Source organism: Priestia sp. D3YE.R1 (genome assembly GCF_049199565.1).
GTDB lineage: Bacteria > Bacillota > Bacilli > Bacillales > Bacillaceae_H > Priestia > Priestia aryabhattai.
In genome coordinates, this window is record NZ_JBLTHW010000001.1 from 1,487,709 (window position 1) to 1,504,355 (window position 16,647).

Annotated in this window: 19 protein-coding genes; 10 read left to right on the forward strand and 9 right to left on the reverse strand. The window is 39.2% G+C overall.

The window, feature by feature from the left end:
• Positions 1–3: 3 nt before the first annotated feature.
• From ACOZIR_RS07855 to ACOZIR_RS07865, 3 genes are all read left to right on the forward strand, one after another.
• Positions 4–1,131: an MBL fold metallo-hydrolase gene (locus ACOZIR_RS07855; protein ID WP_421535544.1), complete on the forward strand. Its 1,128-nt coding sequence runs from the start codon at positions 4–6 to the stop codon at positions 1,129–1,131.
• A 24-nt stretch (positions 1,132–1,155) separates the two neighbouring features.
• Positions 1,156–1,380 (forward strand): sulfurtransferase TusA family protein, encoded by a 225-nt coding sequence (locus ACOZIR_RS07860; RefSeq protein ID WP_028409361.1) that lies wholly within the window; start codon positions 1,156–1,158, stop codon positions 1,378–1,380.
• Between the two features lie 70 nt (positions 1,381–1,450).
• Entirely contained in the window at positions 1,451–2,227 is a 777-nt protein-coding gene (locus ACOZIR_RS07865; RefSeq protein WP_045290680.1) for a sulfite exporter TauE/SafE family protein, read from the forward strand.
• Between the two features lie 26 nt (positions 2,228–2,253).
• Here ACOZIR_RS07865 and ACOZIR_RS07870 read toward each other — a convergent pair whose 3' ends face one another.
• The 3 genes from ACOZIR_RS07870 to ACOZIR_RS07880 all read right to left on the reverse strand — a co-directional run bounded on the left by ACOZIR_RS07870 (position 2,254) and on the right by ACOZIR_RS07880 (position 3,390).
• On the reverse strand, positions 2,254–2,430 hold the full coding sequence (locus ACOZIR_RS07870) for a hypothetical protein (RefSeq protein WP_421535545.1): 177 nt from the start codon (positions 2,428–2,430) through the stop codon (positions 2,254–2,256).
• A 93-nt stretch (positions 2,431–2,523) separates the two neighbouring features.
• Positions 2,524–3,063, reverse strand: a complete 540-nt coding sequence (locus ACOZIR_RS07875; protein WP_045290678.1) for a DUF2812 domain-containing protein — start codon at positions 3,061–3,063, stop codon at positions 2,524–2,526.
• On the reverse strand, positions 3,064–3,390 hold the full coding sequence (locus ACOZIR_RS07880) for a PadR family transcriptional regulator (protein WP_028409358.1): 327 nt from the start codon (positions 3,388–3,390) through the stop codon (positions 3,064–3,066). It abuts the gene before it with no gap.
• 518 nt (positions 3,391–3,908) lie between these two features.
• Here ACOZIR_RS07880 and ACOZIR_RS07885 point away from each other — a divergent pair.
• The 3 genes from ACOZIR_RS07885 (at position 3,909) to ACOZIR_RS07895 (ending at position 6,439) form a co-directional block, all read left to right on the forward strand.
• A complete protein-coding gene (locus tag ACOZIR_RS07885) occupies positions 3,909–5,111 on the forward strand; it encodes a PLP-dependent aminotransferase family protein (protein WP_310877903.1) in 1,203 nt (400 codons plus the stop codon).
• A gap of 5 nt (positions 5,112–5,116) precedes the next feature.
• Positions 5,117–5,719: a dienelactone hydrolase family protein gene (locus tag ACOZIR_RS07890; RefSeq protein WP_045290675.1), complete on the forward strand. Its 603-nt coding sequence runs from the start codon at positions 5,117–5,119 to the stop codon at positions 5,717–5,719.
• 105 nt (positions 5,720–5,824) lie between these two features.
• Positions 5,825–6,439, forward strand: coding sequence for a GNAT family N-acetyltransferase (locus tag ACOZIR_RS07895; protein ID WP_045290673.1), 615 nt, complete (start codon positions 5,825–5,827; stop codon positions 6,437–6,439).
• A gap of 48 nt (positions 6,440–6,487) precedes the next feature.
• Here the strand turns inward: ACOZIR_RS07895 and ACOZIR_RS07900 are convergent, their stop codons facing one another.
• The 4 genes from ACOZIR_RS07900 to ACOZIR_RS07915 all read right to left on the reverse strand — a co-directional run bounded on the left by ACOZIR_RS07900 (position 6,488) and on the right by ACOZIR_RS07915 (position 10,975).
• Positions 6,488–8,434: an ABC transporter permease gene (locus ACOZIR_RS07900; RefSeq protein ID WP_045290671.1), complete on the reverse strand. Its 1,947-nt coding sequence runs from the start codon at positions 8,432–8,434 to the stop codon at positions 6,488–6,490.
• Positions 8,424–9,185, reverse strand: coding sequence for an ABC transporter ATP-binding protein (locus tag ACOZIR_RS07905; RefSeq protein ID WP_045290669.1), 762 nt, complete (start codon positions 9,183–9,185; stop codon positions 8,424–8,426). Before ACOZIR_RS07905 ends, ACOZIR_RS07900 begins: the two co-directional genes overlap by 11 nt.
• A gap of 100 nt (positions 9,186–9,285) precedes the next feature.
• Entirely contained in the window at positions 9,286–10,290 is a 1,005-nt protein-coding gene (locus tag ACOZIR_RS07910; protein WP_045290666.1) for a sensor histidine kinase, read from the reverse strand.
• On the reverse strand, positions 10,283–10,975 hold the full coding sequence (locus tag ACOZIR_RS07915; protein ID WP_045291047.1) for a response regulator transcription factor: 693 nt from the start codon (positions 10,973–10,975) through the stop codon (positions 10,283–10,285). The genes ACOZIR_RS07910 and ACOZIR_RS07915 overlap by 8 nt, the downstream gene beginning before the upstream one ends.
• 170 nt (positions 10,976–11,145) lie before the next feature.
• Between ACOZIR_RS07915 and ACOZIR_RS07920 the strand changes: the two genes are divergently transcribed.
• From ACOZIR_RS07920 to ACOZIR_RS07930, 3 genes are all read left to right on the forward strand, one after another.
• On the forward strand, positions 11,146–12,060 hold the full coding sequence (locus ACOZIR_RS07920; protein WP_045290663.1) for an NAD(P)-dependent alcohol dehydrogenase: 915 nt from the start codon (positions 11,146–11,148) through the stop codon (positions 12,058–12,060).
• Between the two features lie 403 nt (positions 12,061–12,463).
• On the forward strand, positions 12,464–12,709 hold the full coding sequence (locus ACOZIR_RS07925) for a hypothetical protein (RefSeq protein WP_237758399.1): 246 nt from the start codon (positions 12,464–12,466) through the stop codon (positions 12,707–12,709).
• Positions 12,687–13,871, forward strand: coding sequence for an amidohydrolase (locus tag ACOZIR_RS07930; protein ID WP_421535546.1), 1,185 nt, complete (start codon positions 12,687–12,689; stop codon positions 13,869–13,871). Before ACOZIR_RS07925 ends, ACOZIR_RS07930 begins: the two co-directional genes overlap by 23 nt.
• A gap of 181 nt (positions 13,872–14,052) precedes the next feature.
• On the opposite strand, the gene ACOZIR_RS07935 is transcribed toward ACOZIR_RS07930, so the two are convergent.
• Entirely contained in the window at positions 14,053–14,526 is a 474-nt protein-coding gene (locus tag ACOZIR_RS07935) for a hypothetical protein (RefSeq protein ID WP_237758398.1), read from the reverse strand.
• 96 nt (positions 14,527–14,622) lie between these two features.
• Here ACOZIR_RS07935 and ACOZIR_RS07940 point away from each other — a divergent pair, with 96 nt between their 5' ends.
• A complete protein-coding gene (locus tag ACOZIR_RS07940; protein WP_421535547.1) occupies positions 14,623–15,168 on the forward strand; it encodes a GNAT family N-acetyltransferase in 546 nt (181 codons plus the stop codon).
• Between the two features lie 36 nt (positions 15,169–15,204).
• On the opposite strand, the gene ACOZIR_RS07945 is transcribed toward ACOZIR_RS07940, so the two are convergent.
• The gene (locus ACOZIR_RS07945; RefSeq protein WP_045290654.1) at positions 15,205–16,593 is read right to left on the reverse strand and encodes an alpha/beta fold hydrolase; all 1,389 of its coding nucleotides are present in this window, start codon (positions 16,591–16,593) and stop codon (positions 15,205–15,207) included.
• Positions 16,594–16,647 lie beyond the last annotated feature (54 nt).

Consider the following 16,647-nt stretch of genomic DNA (forward strand, 5'->3'; position numbering starts at 1 on the left):
AATATGACAGTACATGTACTTACTGCAAAAGAAGTTACAGCTAAAATTATTAATAAAGAACCGCTATTTATCTTGGACGTTCGTAATGAAAATGATTTTAGCGATTGGAAAATTGAAGGTCATTACTTCGATCATTTAAATGTTCCATACTTCGATCTTTTAGACGGAGTAGAAGAAATCTTAGAAAAAATCCCTTCTGATAAAGAAGTGTTAGTTGTCTGCGCCAAAGAAGGTTCATCGGTGATGGTAGCTGACATGCTTTCAGAAGCGGGTCTTACCGTATCGTACCTAAAAGGCGGTATGAAAGCGTGGAGTGAATATTTAGAGCCTGTTAAAGTCGGCGATTTAAAAGACGGCGGAGAAATTTATCAGTTTGTTCGTATCGGTAAAGGATGCTTATCTTATATGATCGTATCAAACGGTGAAGCGGCTATTATTGATGCGACGCGTATGGCAGATGTGTATATCAATTTCGCCAAAGAGCTTGGTGTCACAGTTAAGCATGTGTTTGATACGCACCTTCATGCAGATCACATTTCAGGAGGAAGAGTCATTGCGGAAGCAACAAATGCAGCGTACTGGCTGCCTCCAAAGGATGCAGAAGAAGTGATTTTTGACTACCAGGCTTTAGAAGAAGGCAGTGATGTCGTAATTGGCAACACAACGATTACGATTCAGCCTCTTTATTCACCGGGTCATACGATTGGATCAACTTCTTTTATCGTAGACAATCAATACTTGCTTTCAGGAGATATTTTGTTCATCGACTCAATTGGGCGTCCTGATTTAGCTGGTATGGCTGAAGACTGGGTAGGCGATCTGCGCGAGACGCTTTATACACGCTATAAAGCATTATCAGATGAGTTAATCGTATTGCCAGCTCATTTTATGATTATTGATGAGCTAAATGACAACGGCAGCGTAGCTGAAAAGTTAGGTACGTTGTTTGCGAAAAATCATGGATTAAATATAAAAGACGAAGCAGAGTTCAGACACTTAGTAACAGATAATTTACCGCCGCAGCCAAATGCCTATCAAGAAATTCGTGAAACCAATATGGGGAAAGTAAGTCCAGATGAAGAAAAACAGCGTGAAATGGAGATTGGACCAAACCGCTGTGCAATTCGCTAAAACCTAAACAAAGGAGAGAGAGAAATGGAATCAAATAAAGTACTAGATGCAAAAGGGCTGGCATGTCCAATGCCGATTGTTAAAACAAAAAAAGCAATGAATGAACTAGAAGCTGGCCAAGTGTTAGAGATTCACGCAACGGATAAAGGGGCAAAAAACGACCTTGCAGCCTGGGCGAAATCTGGCGGTCATGAGCTTCTTCAGACAGAAGAAGGCGACGTTCTTAAATTTTGGATTAAAAAAGGATAAGAAAAAATGGACGAAAAGGGTATCTCTTGCAAAAGGTACCCTTTCCTTATATGAAACGGAGCGACTATAGATGGATCTTACATTTATCATCACGCTTTTTCTTATTGGATTTATTGGGTCGTTTATTTCCGGTATGGTCGGTATTGGCGGGTCTGTTATTAATTATCCGATGTTGTTATATATTCCTCCATTAGTAGGAGTAGGAGCATTAACGGCTCATCAAGTCTCAGGTGCAGGAGCTGTTCAAGTGTTCTTTGCGACAATAGGCGGCGTATGGGCGTATCGAAAAAGCGGATTTTTAAACAAATCATTAATTTTATATATGGGCAGCAATATTCTAATCGGAAGCATGCTTGGAAGCTACAGCTCACATTATATGAGTGAACAAGGATTAAATGTTGTGTATGGAGTGTTAGCTCTTATTGCGGTTATGATGATGTTTATTCCAAAGAAAAATTTAGATTGTATTCAAGATGGGAAGCTTCAATTCAATAAAGGGTTAGCTTCTATTTTATCACTGCTTATCGGAGCAGTAGCAGGAATATTAGGAGCAGGAGGGGCCTTTATTTTAGTTCCCGTCATGCTCGTAGTGCTTAAAATTCCAACTCGAATTACCATCGCAACTTCACTAGCTGTTACCTTCATTTCTTCCATTGGCTCAACCGTTGGAAAGCTAATAACGCATCAAGTTCCATTTATACCGGCACTTATCTTAATTGCTGCCAGCCTGATGGCTTCGCCAATTGGTGCAAAAGTTGGTCAGAAAATGAATACAAAAGTACTTCAGTGGATTCTTGCCGGTTTGATTTTAGCAACGGCAATTAAGATTTGGTGGGGGCTACTATAAAAAGCTATGGATTCCCATAGCTTTTTTTATAACACTTCATCACTTTCCACGTACGTTTCAAGCGCAGGATGAAATTCTTTTTGATAGTGGTTAGACGGACACACTTTCACTACAGTAGCGTGAAGTGCGTTAGATTTTGATGTATTTAACACTTGCTTGCATTTTAGGCATCGTTCATTAAACAGTAAATGAAACCATTTCACTTTTCATCACTCCTGTATTAAAACCTTTAAATCTTATCGAGTTAATAAGGATTATAAAGGGTTTTACACGGCAGGTCAATGAAAAGGGAATTTTTAAATGTTACGAAGCTTTTTTAACTTACGCTGATACGCCAGGTAAGGAAGTCCTGGAAATACTAGAAGCACTGTTGAAATTATTAATAAAATGTCGCTAATCATTCCTACTGCTTCCGGCAGCCAGCCGTATGAGCTCATAGCGTTAAAAAACAGAAAAAACACCATAGCAACAAGAATAGATAGTGCTGCTTTCCCTACGAAATGCTTTTCTCGTTTGTATCTGTCAATAATGGTCTCTATATCGGAATAGATAGGTTTTGTTCCCGGAGGTGCGCTGAAAATATGCATGGCATTCCCCTCTGAACAAACGTGCTGCCATCCAGCATCTTTAAAAAGCAGAAAATATTCATCATCTGCATTTTCCTGAAAATCCAGTGAATATTGAAGGTCTTGAGGCTCTCCTTTTTTTAAGATATATCCTAAAAATGCAAAACGATCTAAAAGCCAGCCTTTTTTAGCATACTCGCTGAGCTTTTGTAAATCTTCTTGCTCTGCAAAAGCCGTTCCGCCGCTCATTATGTATTTTGTCTTTTTCATTTATAAACCTCCTAAAGCATCTTCAGCGTGTTTAATCATTTCTTTCCGGCGCTGAATTTCTTTTTTTAAAAACTGAATTCCTTTTTCCGTTGCAACATACGTTTTCTTTTTGTCTTTGCTTTCGCTAAAAAGCATAATCAACTCAGCTGCAAGAAGCTTTTTAATCGTGGTGTACATGGATGCAGGTCCAATTGAAAACTGTTGATTGGTCATGTCTTCAATGGTTTTCATAATAAGATACCCGTGTTTTGCTTCTATGAGGGACACTAAGATGTAGTAAGACGTGTCGGTAAGTTCCCCTGTCTCTAATGAATCGTTTCGCGGCATATTCAACCTCCTTATATCATTAAACGATATATCGTTAATTAATATATATCATTTAATGATATAAACAGTCAATAGAAAATGTTAAATTTTAGGTTTATAATTGCGCCATGAACTTCTTTGATACATATATAAAAGGATGATTTTGAAGAATCATTTAGTGAGATAAATATATTTGTATAAAAAATTAAGAATTTGTAGAATTTATTGTTTATTTATTTGAATTTTATGTTATCCTTTTTAACATACATTAAATATAAGGCCACATTTATCGTACGACCTTTGAATTGTATTGCAGATAGGGAATAAGAAAAATATATATTGAAAGGAGAAAGGGAGAGTCAGAGAGGACGCACATGCTAGTTGTCTGTTAAAAAGGCATCTTTCAAGCTGTAAAAGCTGCATAATCTCATGAATAGAAGCATCCGTCTTAATTTTTCTGACTATTCGAATAATTAGTTTTACCATTGAAAGTTTGAGTCACTGCAAAAGTTTAAAATCTAAAAAAGGAATGATCATCAATGAAAGATAAATTTGCCCAACGAGCTAGTCTTGTAAAATCCTCTGAAACGCGCGAAATTTTAAAAGTAACGGAACGACCAGAAGTCATTTCGTTTGCAGGAGGACTTCCAGCGCCGGAGCTATTTCCCGTTGAAGCAATGAACGATGCGTGCCGCGCCGTATTAAATGAAGACGGAGCTGCTTCGCTTCAATATAGTACAACAGAGGGGTATATACCTTTACGCGAAGCAATTTCTAAACGAATGCAGGACATCGGCATCGAGTCCGCTGTTTCAAACATTTTAATTACGTCTGGATCTCAGCAGGCAATTGATCTTACAGGAAGACTGTTTCTTAATGACGGAGACGTAGTAATCTGTGAAAGTCCAACGTACCTAGCAGCCATCAACGTCTTCAAATCCTACAATGCAACGTTTGTAGAAGTAGACATGGACGAAGACGGAATGATTATGGAAGAACTAGAGAAAAAGCTTCAGGAAAATCCGCATGCTAAATTTATTTATACGATCCCTGATTTTCAAAATCCTACAGGGCGCACATTAACGCGCGAAAGACGTCAGCGAATGATTGAGCTTGCGAACGCATACGATGTGCTGATTGTAGAAGATAATCCGTACGGAGGCGTTCGATTTGCAGGAGAAACGCTGCCGCCGGTTAAGCATTTTGATACAGAAGGCAGAGTTATTTATATCAGCACATTTTCTAAAATCTTTGCACCAGGTCTTCGAATCGGCTGGGTGTGTGCAGACGAAGCTTTCATTGATAAGTACGTGGCGTTTAAGCAAGTGGCTGACTTGCATACGGACAGCTTTGCTCAGCGCGTAACGGCTAAGTACATGGAGCTTTACGATATCGAAGCGCACATTCAAAAAATTAAAGCCGTATACAAAGAGCGATGTACACAAATGCTGTCGTGCATTGAGGAATTTTTTCCGGAGAATTTGTCTTACAGTAAGCCAGAAGGCGGATTGTTTATTTGGGTAGAGCTGCCCCAAGGAATCGATTCAGCACATATCTTTTCAGAATGTCTAAAAAATAACGTAGCCTGTGTTCCGGGAACACCATTCTTTCCAAATGGCACAAGAAACAACGCGCTGCGCTTGAATTACTCTAATATGTCTGCTGAACAAATCGTAGAAGGCATGAAGCGCATGGGAGACGTATTGCACCGTGAACTGGCGAGAGAAACGACTGTTTTATAAAAGAAATGAAAAAATTAAATAAAGCCATTTTATTAATTCATGAAATATACGGTGTGAACGATCATATGAAGTTTGTAAAACAGGAATTGTCTAAGTTAGAGGCAGATATTATCTGTCCTAACTTATTATCTAAAGACGTTTCTTATAGTTATGAAGAAGAAGGAATGGCTTATCAAAACTTTGTTCAAAACATTGGTATGGATGAGGGTTCAAGACAAATTACTAACATGTTAATTCAACTAAAACAAGAATATGAAGAAGTAGGAATCATGGGATTCAGTGTAGGAGCCACACTATCGTGGCTATGCAGTGAAAACAATTTGTGTAACTTTGTGATTGGCTGTTATGGATCGCGCATTAGAGATTATGTAAATAGAAGTCCTGTTTGTCCAACTCTTCTTATTTTTCCTACTAAAGAGGAAGCATTTGACGTGGACTATCTAATAAATTCATTAAAGCAAAAAAGAGAGCCGCTTTTGGAAGTTAAAAAGTTTCACGGCTTTCACGGGTTTATGAATCCTTTTTCACAAACTTTTAATAAAGAATCAGCAGACCAAGCCTTCCAATCAATAAGTGATTTTCTCGAAAAAAACTTAGCTGATAACTAGTATTATGCTGAAAGTGATACCTTACAATAAGCAGAAACTGACCCTTTTTCAGTACGTATACCTGTATTAACATTTTCTTTAAACGTATCAAAAAGGAGCGAGGTTATGCTAAAGTCAGTTGAACTTGTAGGACCCAAAGTAAAACTAGTACCGCTTGAAAACATGCATGAGCAAGGACTCTATGAAGCTGCAAAACCGAAAGAAATTTGGGAGCATCTCCCGGTAAAAGTTCATCGTCTAAGTGATATGAAACAGCTGATTGAAAGTTCTTTAAAAGCAAAGCAGGAAGGAAGAGAGCTGCCTTTTGCTGTGTTTGATATAGAGTCACATTCGATTATAGGAAGCACAAGATTTTTAGATATTTCCCTTCCCAACAAAAGCGTCGAAATAGGGTGGACGTGGTATCATCCATCCGTGTGGCGCACCCGGGTTAATACGGAGTGTAAGTATTTATTATTAAAATACTGTTTTGAAGAGCTGAAGCTTCACCGCGTTCAATTCAAAACGGATGTACGAAACAATCGATCTAGAGCGGCTATTAAACGCTTGGGTGCCACGCAAGAAGGCATCGCCAGAAAACACATGGTTTTACCTGATGGATACGTACGAGATTCGGTTATTTTCAGTGTGATTGACGACGAGTGGCCGTTTGTCAAAAAGCGACTAGAAGGTTTTTTACATGCAGCCAGTCAGGGAAATAAAGAAAATGCCAGCAAATAATGGCATGTAGAGATCAAAAGCACAAGCTATAGCTTGTGCTTTTGATCTTTACAGAGCTTCTTTAATAATTTTTTTATAGTAAAGAACAGATAAAATACCAAAAATAGAGTAGAGGACCGTATAGATAATCATGACGATAATCATTGGCATCCAAAGTTCAGTTCCAAACAAAAACCAGCCGGATTGCACGGCAAAATAACTGTGAAGCAAGCCTACGATTAACGGTATGCCGAAATTAAAGAGCTGCTTTATTTTTATTCCGTTTAGTAAGTCTTTTTCGGTAAATCCTAGCTTTCTAAGAATTGTATAGTTTGGTTTTTCATCTTCACTTTCGTCCATTTGCTTGAAGTAAAGAATGCACCCTGACGTGATTAAAAATGCCAGTCCTAGAAAAGCAACAATGAACATGATTAGACCCATAGTCTGCTTTTGGCTCCGTATCATATCCATACGGGAATCATTTAAGCTGTTATTGCTAAATTTCATCTCTCCGAAAAGCTCATTTGCTTTTTGTAAGTTATCTTCATTTGATATGTCTATTCCAGTGTAGATAGACGATTCTTTTTGAATAGAAGGGTCTACATTCTGTTTAAGCTCATTAAATACAGCATCATCTACAATGGCAGTAGGCAAACCGCCCCCTGTAAAATAAATAGATAGAAGAAACTTTCGCTTTAATCCTACAAACTTTTGCGGAATTACTTTTTGCTTTCCTTTTAGCTCAATACGCCCTGAATCTTTAAATGCCATTGTTTTTTGAAGCATATTATTATAGCCGGTAAACAAGGTTTCGTTTTGAGCTAGATTTATGCCATTAACGGATTTTTCACTAATCATTGGAATCATCATAGCGGACGAGTCCACCATTGGACTTTTTAGTTCATTTTCTAAGATGTTTTTTACGTTTGCTTTTACTTGGATGACGTCGATCTTTTTTTCTGTGTATGCTATTTTCTTTCCATCCAGCGCCGCTTTAAACGAAGCGACGTCTTTTGTATTATTGATAGAAAAATCGTTAGGTACATAGTCTCCAGCCGACTTTTCAGCAGAGTAATAGGAAATGTAGCTCAAGCATAAAAAACCGATAGCAAGAGCGGATACGGTTGTAATAACCGTTAGCAACAGTGCGTTTGATTTCATGCGAAACATAATCGAAGAAAGAGATAATACGTCGTTAATCGACAAATAGCCTTTTTTGCTTTTTCGCATAAGATTTAATAAAAAGCGAACGGACCCTTTATAAAACAAATAGGTTCCGATGATAACCGAAGCTAAAATGGATACCATTGCGATGGACAAAGCATTCATGCTTGTAAAAGATCCGTCAAACAATTTAGCAGAAATATAGTAGCCGGAAGCAATAAAGATCATGCCAAGAATTCCAATAATAATTTCAAGAATACTGATTTTTTTTGTTTTGCTTTCTGTTGATGACGTAACGCGGAATAGTGCTAAAATGGTCTGTCTTTTAATAAAAAGGTAGTTCATCGTCATAATCAGTAAATAGATGACTCCAAACACAATCAGCGTTTGAATCAAGGCTTCTTCTGAGAAGTGAAGCTGGGCAATGCCTTTTGTATCGGTGATTTTAAATAAAATCATGATGATTACTTTTGAAAACGAAAACCCAATTAAAATGCCGACAATCAGCGAGCTAAAGTACAGCATGAAATTTTCAACGGTCAAAATACGAAAAATTTTTATTTTGGTCATGCCAATTAGCTGAAATAAGCCAATTTCTTTACTGCGCCGTTTGATAAATATCGTATTTGCATATAATAGAAAGATAGAAACAATGGCTACAAGTAAAACAGAAGCGGCCCGAACGGCTGCGCCTCCTTTAATGGAGCCTTTGGTTGCATCAAGAGCAGGATCATACTGAAGCGTGACAAAAGCAAAATATAAAGCTGCGCTGAAAATCAGTGCAAAAACGTACAAATAATAGTTTTTTACATTCTTTTTGAAGTTGCGGAAAACGAGCTGATTAATATTCATCTTGCACTCCGCCCAGTACGCCTTGCGTTTTCATAATATCTTCAAAGAAGTCTTTTCGCGTTTGGTCGCCTTTATACAGCTGCGTATAAATTTGTCCGTCTTTTATAAAAATGACTTTACTGCAGTAGCTGGCTGCCACTGGGTCATGCGTTACCATCACAATCGTTGCGCTTCTTTTATTATTAAGCTCGGTCAGTTTGTTTAATAAATCGCTGGCTGCTTTTGAGTCAAGCGCACCCGTTGGTTCGTCAGCAAAAATCATACTTGGCTCATGAATAAAGGCTCTTGCGGCAGAGGTACGCTGCTTTTGTCCGCCCGAAATTTCATTTGGATATTTGTCTTTCAGCTCGTAGATGCCAAGCTGTTTGGCTAGCGCGTCAAATTTTTTGTGAGCTACTGCTGAAGGAGTTTTGACAACAGAAAGCGGCAAGAGGATATTTTCTTTGACTGTCAGCGTATCGAGCAAGTTATAGTCTTGAAAGATAAAGCCCAAATGTGTTTTTCGAAAGTTTGCTAACTGCTTTTCTTTCATTCTGCTAATTTCATTTCCTTCAATTTTGATGGTTCCGCCGTTGATTTTATCAATTGAAGAAAGCACGTTAAGAAGCGTCGTTTTACCTGAGCCTGAAGCGCCCATAATTCCTACAAATTCTCCTTTCATAATGGTAATATCTACACCTTTTAATACTTCTTGTTTATTAAATTTATTTCCGTAGCTTTTATGAATATTAGTAGCTTCTAATATGTTCATATGTATTCACTCCTTTGATTCGATACGTTTATTATAAAAAAAGAGACTTTCGTTTTCCTTTGATTCACCGAACAAATGAGGAAAGCATGTGACATTTTTGTCACATGCTTTTTATATCAACAAAATCATTTGATTTAGGAAAGGCAAGCGTAAATGTCGTGCCTTCGTTAAGAACTGACTTCACGCCAATGTGAATCGAAAGAGCGTGCGCCGCTTTTTGAGCGAGATACAGACCCATGCCTGTGGCACGGCTGTCTTCATGCTGAGTAGTGGAGGTAAAACCTTTATCAAAAATGCGCGGCATATCTTGAGGAGAAATGCCGCGTCCGCTATCTTTTACCTCGACGTACACTTGACCGTGGTGCTTGTAGCTTCTAATCATCACGTCAGATTCTTCACTGTACTTGACTGCGTTTGTTAAGAGCTGCCTCATAATAAACGACAGCCACTTTGCGTCACACAGTACACGTTCTGCCTGTATGTCCACATCAAACCCAATATTTTTTTGCATACACCAAGCTTGCAGCGTTTTGATCTCGGTGAAAATAAGGGACTCTAGATCCAGGTGCTCAATATACATATCATTTTCAATAAAGAAAATGCGCTTTTGATGCAGCTGCTGATCAAGTAAAAAGTGAATACGGAGCCATTCGAACGTCAAGTTCGCTTTAACTTCTCGATTTTCTAAGCGTTCAATTATTAAATGCATCGCAGTTAACGGCGTTTTAATTTCGTGAATCCAAGCTAACAGTTCATCTTTTTCCTGCGTCATGTGCAGCTGAATCTGCACGCCATCTTTTTTCGCTTGTTCTAATTGTTGCATCAGATTTCGCTGAACAATCTTTTCAAAGGGGCGCAGCGGATGAGAAAGAGTAGAAGAATCAAAGAAATCCTCTTCATCTTTTAGCTCTTGATAAAATTTTGTCTCTTTATGATAGCGGAAGACGCAAAAAATAAGAAAGACAATTGATGATAAAAACACGATATAAAGAATCGAAGACACAGGAATGGATTCATCAATATAAGCGATAAAAAGCATAAAAAGATGCATCATAAAAAAGAAAAGAATCCAGCTTAGACGCTCGCGAATAAAGAGTTTAATCATAGCGTTCCTCTTCAATCGCTACGTAGCCTTGACCAACTTTTGTTTCAATAAACGTTCCTAGTCCAATTTCATCTAACTTTTTTCGCAGGCGATTGACGTTTACCGTCAGCGTGTTGTCACTGATAAACCGTTTATCTTCCCACAAACTATTAATCAGCTCATCTCGGCTTACAATCGTATTCTTTTTATGGATTAAGCATTTTAAAATAAAGATTTCATTTTTGGTTAAATCAATAGCTGTAGATCCCGCTGATACTTTATTTTTTTCGTAATCAATCGTTGCGCCTTGCCACGAAAGAAGGTTTACTTGTTCAACGCTGTAGTTATATACGCGGCGAAGAAGGGCCTGTATTTTTGCTACAAGCACATCAAAATGAAACGGCTTTTGCACAAAGTCGTCGGCTCCGAACTGCATAGACATCACCATATCAGAAGGGTGATCACGTGAAGATAGGAAGATGATAGGGATTTTTGAATGAGAGCGAATCATTCTGCACCAGTGAAATCCGTCATACTTTGGCAGCTGAATATCCATAATAACTAAATCAGGTTTTACTTCACTAAACTCCTGCATAACGCTGCTGAAATCACGAATACCGTAAACATCATACGACCATTGCTCCAAACGCTCTTTCAGTTCGTTAAACAGCGTTGCATCGTCTTCAATTAAAAGAAGTTTAAACAATAACACGTACCACGCTTTCTGTTTTTATACTTATTTTATAGCAATATCCTTTTATTTACCATATGTGACAGTAGATTCACCGGCTTTCTTATTAAAATGTGAAAGAATAGCTTCCGACGAGCATAGCTTATAAACATATATTGAATGCTAGTGAGAAAAGGAGAGCTGCTATGAAAGCAATGGTATGTACAAAGTATGGTAAACCAGATGTTCTTAAGCTTAAAGAAGTGAAAAAGCCGGATCCGAAAGAGAATGAAATACTGATAAAAGTTCATGCCACCACGGTCACATCGGGCGACTGCAGAGTGAGGAGCTTTAATAGTCCACTATTATTATGGCTTCCTATGAGAATAGTTTTAGGATTACGGAAGCCTAGAAAACCAATACTAGGCGTAGAGCTGGCTGGAGAAGTAGAAGAAGTCGGAAAGAACGTCACACAGTTCAAAAAAGGTGATCAGCTTTTTGCGATGACAGGGATGAAGTTCGGAGGATATGCTGAATATATCTGCTTACCTGAAAAAGGAACAATAGCCGTAAAGCCAGAGAATGTAACCTATGAAGAAGCCGCCTCTATTTCTTTTGGCGGCACGACGGCTTTGCATTTTTTTAGAAAAGGAAACATTCAAGCTGGACAAAAAGTGCTTATCTACGGTGCTTCAGGCGCCGTAGGAACTGCCGCTGTACAGCTTGCCAGCCATTACCGAGCCGAAGTGACAGGCGTGTGCAGCGCTAAAAATAGTGAATTAGTAAAATCTTTAGGAGCAGACTACGTCATCGACTACCAAAACGAAGATTTTATTAAAAAAGAAGAAAGATATGATCTTATTTTTGATGCCGTTGGAAAACTTACAAAAAACCAGTGTAAGGAAGCGTTGACTCTAAATGGACGCTTTGTTTCAGTCGAAGGGCAAGGAATTGCGAAAGTGCAGACGGAAGATTTATTACTTCTTAAAAAGCTGATGGAAGAAGGGAGGATAAATTCAGTGATTGATAGATGTTGCTCTTTAGAACAAATTCCAGCAGCTCATGAGTACGTAGAGACCGGACATAAGGTAGGAAATGTGGTTGTAGTTTTAAAGGAATAAAACTACATATTTGAAAAGCTTATTTGACTTACCCGGATAGTAGGTATAACATGCAGATAAGTCAACTAAACAGCTATTTAAAACCGATCGACCAGACGACTGGAGATGCTTTGAACAATCAAAGCATCTCTTTTTTCCAAGTATTGATTTAATTATAGGAGATAGCAAGGAAGATGTAGAAAGAAGATATAGAGAGCTTGCCGCTTCAATTCCAATTGATCATGCCATTACATATCTATCTCGTTTTTTTGATGACTACGACTTTCATCAATTTGACGTAGACGTACCGTTTCCAGAGTTAGGGGATATCGGAGCCAATGCCTTTCAAAGTACTACAAATAAAATTAAACAAGCGGCGGCTGCTAGGAAATTAACGTTAAGAGAAGTCGCGCTTGAAACAATTTTGCCTCGTTCGCCGTTTTCAGGAACACCTGAGCACGTAGCGGATGGATTTGTGCTTCGTCCGTTTATGAGCGAGACGTTTCATCAATTTGTGGAAAAAGTGGTGCCTATCTTACAGGAGCGTGGGCTTTACGACACTTCATATGAAAGCGATATGCTGCGCGGAAATTTAAATCTTTCCGTTCCATCCAATCGATATAGTCAAACAAAGGGGGAGTTTGTTTATGGCAGTCAAATCAATCGGTGAATACAGCGTAACAGAAAGCTTAAAAAAGCAGGTAATTGAGTGGAGAAGACACTTTCATCGCTATCCTGAATTATCGTTTCAAGAGCATCGAACGGCTCAGTTTGTTGAAGATACGCTTCGTTCGTTTGGAAGCTTTAGCATTACGCGTCCTACAGCAACAAGTGTAGTGGCTAGATTAGTAGGAAAAGAGAAGGGAAAAGTGGTCGCGATTCGAGCGGATATGGACGCGCTGCCGATTGAAGAAGAAAACACGTTTGCATTTGCTTCGGTTCATAAAGGCGTGATGCATGCATGCGGACACGACGGTCACACGGCTATTTTGCTAGGAGCAGCTTCTGTACTTTCTCAATTAGGAAATGAATTTGAAGGAGAAATTCGCTTGATTTTTCAACACGCAGAAGAGCTGCTGCCCGGGGGAGCGCAGGAACTTGTCAAAGAAGGGGTAATGGAAGGTGTGGATTATGTAATTGGTACGCATTTGAATTCTGGTCTTCCGGCCGGAGAAATCGGCGTGCTTGCAGGTCCTATGATGGCTTCGCCTGACACGTTTAATATATCGATTAAAGGAAAAGGAGGACACGCCGCAGCGCCTCATGAAGCAGTGGATGCTATTGTTGTAGGAGCGCAAATTGTTACGAACCTGCAAACCATTGTTTCAAGAACGACGAACCCAATCGATAAATTAGTCGTATCGGTTACACAATTTCACGGAGGAACTACGCACAACGTACTTCCTGATAAAGTGGAGCTCAACGGTACCGTTCGAAGCTTTGACGCCGCTCTACGAGAAAGAGTTCCGGCACAAATCGACCGGATTGTAAAAGGACTAACAGAAGCCTACGGTGCAGAGTATACCTTCACATATGAAAAAGGCTACCATCCCGTCATTAACTCTGAAGAAATTACGCGTTTAATTGAAGAAACGGCTATCGAAGAATTTGGAAAAGAACGTGTTAAAACGCTGTCTCCTAAAATGGGGGGAGAAGATTTTTCAGCTTACCTGCAGGAAACGGAAGGAGCTTTTTTTAACATTGGAGCGCGAAATGAAGAACAAGGCGCTGTATACCCTCATCATCACCCGAAATTTACCGTAGATGAAGCCTCGCTTGAAGTTGGAGTAAAGATGTTTTTGCGCGTTACTGAAAAGCTGTTGGCTCGTTAAAAAAAGAACAAGAACCTATTTGGTTCTTGTTCTTTTTTATGTATTCTTACTTCGTATCTTTATAATTCGTCGCAAATCCTGCTGCAATCAAACCAATTAGACCCAGCACTCCTACAATAACCGTTATGACCACTATGTTCACCTCAATTGCTCTTAATAATGCGTTTCCATTTGTTTAATTTTACCATGAGTCTTCATGTGAAAGAAGTTTTTCTTTTAAAGGCTCTAGCTTTTTGAATTTTTGATCGTAGCTTTGTCGTTTTAACATGTCATTAGTGATGATTAACGCATCTTCTTTACGCCCTGCATACAAGTAGGCTTCAATGACTTCGTCAAATCCTTCTGAGTAAGGAAATTTTTCATATTTTGCTAGTTTAAATGAGGCGTCGTAGTGTTTCGTTGAGTCTTTATATTGCTTTAGTTTTAAAAGCATACGCCCGTTTGCTAAATGTAAATCAGCTCGTTCTAAATCGGTAAGGGTATGGAGTTCAATCCCTTGGTTGCGTATTTCAAGCGCATCGTCATATCGCTTTTTTTCTTCTAGCTCAAATGCTTTTTCGTAAAAATGGTCAAATTTTGTTAGCGGCCTTTTTGATTTATAGAACTTGTAAATGCCGTATAGGATCAAAAGCAGTAACCAAAGCAACTTGTTCAACTCTCTTCCATTTCTTTATGTATAATATTTATATTAAAGGAAATTAAATTCAATTGATAGATTTATTGAAAGAAAGACGTTTTTGGGGGGGATACGATGGTCATCAACCAGCAGATTTACCATGTGAAAGGACTTCAGTACATCATTCGCCCAGCTTACATTAGGGACGCAGAAGAACTGTCTCACCTAAGAGTTCAGCTAGACGGAGAAACGGAAAATTTAGATCGGGAACCAGGAGAAGGGTATATGGACAAATCGGATTTTGAAAAACTTATTCAACGTGACGCGGAAAGTAAACGAAACTTATTTGTAGTAGCGGTTGTACATAATAAAATTGTCGGATTTTCAAGGTGCCAAGGCAACGAGTTGAAACGATTTGCCCATAAAGTAGAGTTTGGCGTATGCGTCGCAAAAGCATGTTGGGGATACGGAATTGGCAAAGGTCTTTTACAGCAATCCATACTGTGGGCAGATGACGCCGGCATGAAGAAAATGACGCTGAACGTGCTAGAGACCAATAAAAAAGCCATTGATTTATATGAAAAGTTCGGATTTGAAGTAGAAGGAGTATTAAAAAATGACAAGGTGCTGTCAGACGGTAAGTGCTATAGTACGGTTGTAATGGGGAGGTTTAATGGATAAGAGAACAAGGCGCTGGAAAAACAGCGCCCTGTTCTCTTATTTTTTCGTTTCACGAACCCATTTCACAATATCATCAATGACATAAGAAGGAATGTTGGCTGAAACAGCATATTCATCGGGCGTGCTTTTTTCACCGCTTCCTTCTGTAAAAAAGTGGTTGAGCTTTGGATAAAGCTTAAAAGAAGTGTTGGAACGCTGAGACAAGCTTTGCTTCCAGCCTTCAAAATCCTCGGTCGTTACTTGATAATCACGCGCTCCTTGTAAAAAAAGCAGCGGCGTATGCTGAGATTTTGCAACTTCTGCAGGGTGCCAGTGAGCTAAGTCATACCAAAAATAAGGCGTGCCAAGCAGAAATTCTTTTGGCGGCTGAGCTGGCGAAAAGCTTGGGTCTTGCAATATGGCAAACTGCTGCTGGAAAAAAGCAAGCTGCTCTTTCGGAAGCTGATTCAGCGAGACAAGATAGGCAAATTGTTCGAGCATTAACTCTGGAAGTGTGCGGCTCGGTGCAGCAAGTAAAACAGAGCCGCGAACGCTTTTATCCGGCGTTTGATTTAAAATCCTAGGCATCATCATGCCGCCTTGACTGTGTCCCAGTAAAAAAATATTGCGGTTGTCGATGCCTTTTTGTTTTGCCATTGCTTCCACTGCGAGTACGGCATCATCCGTTGTTTCATCGTCAACGTTTATTTTATTTTCACCGGACATTTTAGCTGTATGTTCGTATGTACGCTTATTATAGCGTAAAACGGCGATTCCTTGAGAAGCCAGTCCTGAAGCCAGATCTCGAAACGGCTTTAAGCTCATAAAGGTTTCATCTTGATCAGAAGGACCTGATCCGTGAACTAAAATGACAACGGGTACATTTTGATGTTTTGAACGTGTTGGAAGAGTGAGCGTTGCTGGAAGTTCGTAAGGTGCTTTGCCGATTGAAAGCTGTTTTTCACTGTAGTTCTTAGGGGTGTCATAAGGCGGTGTGAAAAATGAAAACTGGCGCTCCTCCGGTACGATTCGCCAATCATCAATTTGACGATTTTGGCTAAAGCGAACGGTTAAAGTAGCTGATACGTGTTCAAATTCAATGGGAATGTCTATGTTTCGATGAACGGTATTGACGTCACCTTGTACAGCTGTACCAATCTTTTTTACAGCACCCAGCTGAGCTGTTAGAGATGACCACCATGTTTTTAAGTTGTCTTCACTCATTTTTGCCTGCAGGCTGCGGTTAAAGTAGCGCGTAGCTTCTTTTGTTTTTCCGTTCGCTACATTCGTTAAAAATGCATTTGCTCGTTTGACTTCGACTTTTGCTGAGTGATGAGCAGCATTCGCCGCTGCTTCAGCTTGAACGGTTGAAGTGGATATAGGGAGTACTTGAAACCCGAGTGCTAAAGAAACAGCGAGTGGAAGGGCAGCTTTTACTTTTTTCATACATCATCCTCCTTGGCAATTCTTTTACTCTACCAGTATACCAATTTTAGGTAA